A 2,045-nucleotide genomic window follows, 5' to 3' on the forward strand; every position below is an offset into this window, starting at 1 on the left:
CCCCTTAGGTTTTATGGACGAAAAAGCCCGGCGCGATCGCTCGCGCCGGGCTTTCTTTTGGAGCAGATGACCGAGGTCAGTCCTTGGCGTGCAAGTCGGTGCCGAGCGTATCCCTGACGAAGATCATGCCGATGATCAGCGACATCGCCGCGATGATCACCGGGTACCAGAGACCGTAGTAGATATCGCCCTTGTAGGCGCTGAGCGCGAACACGGTCGCGGGCAGCAGGCCGCCGAACCAGCCGTTGCCGATATGGTAAGGCAACGACATGCCGGTGTAGCGGATGCGGGTCGGGAACATCTCGACCAGGATCGCGGCGATCGGCCCATAGACCATGGTCACGAACAGCACCAGGATGAACAGGATGCCGATCGTCATCGGCCAGTTGATGGCCGCCGGATCGGCGAACATGGCGAACGCGCCGCCGCCCGGTATGGTGTAGACCGTGACTTCCGTCGCACCGGCCGCCTCGTCCTTGGTCAGGACCTTGTCGGCGATCGCCTGCTCGGCCGGAACGGTGGCCTTCTCGCCGCCGCGGATCGTGGCTGCATCGAGCTTCAGTTCCGGATTGGCCGCGATGAAGGCGTCGAGCTTCTGGTCCGCCACCTTGGCCGCGGCGCGCTTCAGCGGATAGCCGCCGTCCTTCAGCGCCATGTTCACCGCCTTCTGGAAGACCCCCTCCTTGGCCTTGGCCTGATCGCCGGCGGCAACGGCATCATAAGACTCCACCGTCTCGTTGCCGATCTTGACCGTAGCCGCAGTTCCAGGCGCGGCCGTCGTGACGACGTCGTATGGCACCGAGTTCTTGGTCAAGAACGAGGTCGCGATATCGCAGGATGTCGTGAACTTCGCGGTGCCGACCGGGTTGAACTGGAACCTGCAGTCGCCGGGAGCCGCCGTCACCGTCGCGCGGGTGTTCTGCTGGGCGGTGGCCAGAGCCGGGTTGGCGGCCGAGGTCAACGCCTTGAACAGCGGGAAGGTGCAGACGATGCCCAAGGCCAGTCCGGCCATGATGATCGGCTTGCGGCCGATCTTGTCGGACAGCCAGCCGAACACGACGAAGAAGATCGAGCCGATGGCAAGCGCGATGGCGATCATGATGTTGACCGACTGGGCGTCGACCTTCAGCACGTTGGTGAGGAAGAAGAGAGCGTAGAACTGGCCGTTGTACCAGATCACGGCCTGGCCGGCGGTGAGGCCAAGCAGCGCCAGAAGGGCGATCTTGGCGTTCTTCCACTGGCCGAACGCCTCCGTCAGCGGCGCCTTGGAGCCCTTACCCTCGTCCTTCATACGCTGGAAGGTCGGCGACTCCGACAGCGACAGCCGAATCCAGACCGAAACGGCGAGCAGCAGGAAGGAAACGATGAAGGGAATGCGCCAGCCCCAGCTTGCATAGGTTTCCTTGCTGAGCGAGGCCTGCACGATCAGGATGACGATGAGCGACAGGAACAGACCGAGCGTCGCCGTGGTCTGGATCCATGAGGTGTAGTAACCACGGCGATCGTCGGGCGCATGCTCGGCGACATAGGTCGCGGCGCCGCCATATTCGCCCCCGAGCGCGAGGCCCTGCAGCATGCGCAGTCCGATCAGGATCACCGGAGCCGCGATGCCCCAGCTCGCATAACCGGGCAGCAGGCCGACCAGGAAGGTCGACAGGCCCATGATCGTCATGGTGACGAGGAAGGTGTATTTGCGGCCGACGAGATCACCGATGCGGCCGAACACGAGCGCGCCGAACGGGCGCACCAGGAAGCCGGCGGCAAAGGCCAGCAGCGCGAAGATGTTGCGCGTCGCCTCCGGGATCGCCGGGCTGAAGAAGGTCGAGCCGATGAAGGCGGCCAGCGAACCGTAGAGATAGAAATCGTACCATTCGAAAACGGTGCCGAGCGATGAGGCGAAGATGACTTTCTTCTCCTCCCGCGTCATACCGCGGCTGGTTCCGCCGGCGGCCGATGCCATTGCCATTTGAATATCCTCCCGTGAGATCCCGTCTGTCCTCGATGGCTGCGCGCCGCACTCCTCCGAACGCAGACTCAAAAACGCA

General features: G+C 63.5%; 1 protein-coding gene. It reads right to left on the reverse strand.

Annotation, left to right across the window (positions count from 1 at the left end):
• Positions 1-76: 76 nt before the first annotated feature.
• Positions 77-1,966 carry an MFS transporter gene (locus EOA24_RS35710; RefSeq protein WP_126082789.1) on the reverse strand — a complete coding sequence of 630 codons (1,890 nt, stop codon included), beginning with the start codon at positions 1,964-1,966 and terminating at the stop codon, positions 77-79.
• Between the last annotated feature and the right edge of the window lie 79 nt (positions 1,967-2,045).

This window comes from Mesorhizobium sp. M2A.F.Ca.ET.039.01.1.1 (assembly GCF_003998035.1).
Lineage (GTDB): Bacteria > Pseudomonadota > Alphaproteobacteria > Rhizobiales > Rhizobiaceae > Mesorhizobium.

Coding starts and splice junctions, on each gene's coding strand:
- EOA24_RS35710 (WP_126082789.1), bottom strand. CDS start 1,966: ATGGCAATGGCATCGGCCGCCGGCGGAACCAGCCGCGGTATGACGCGG.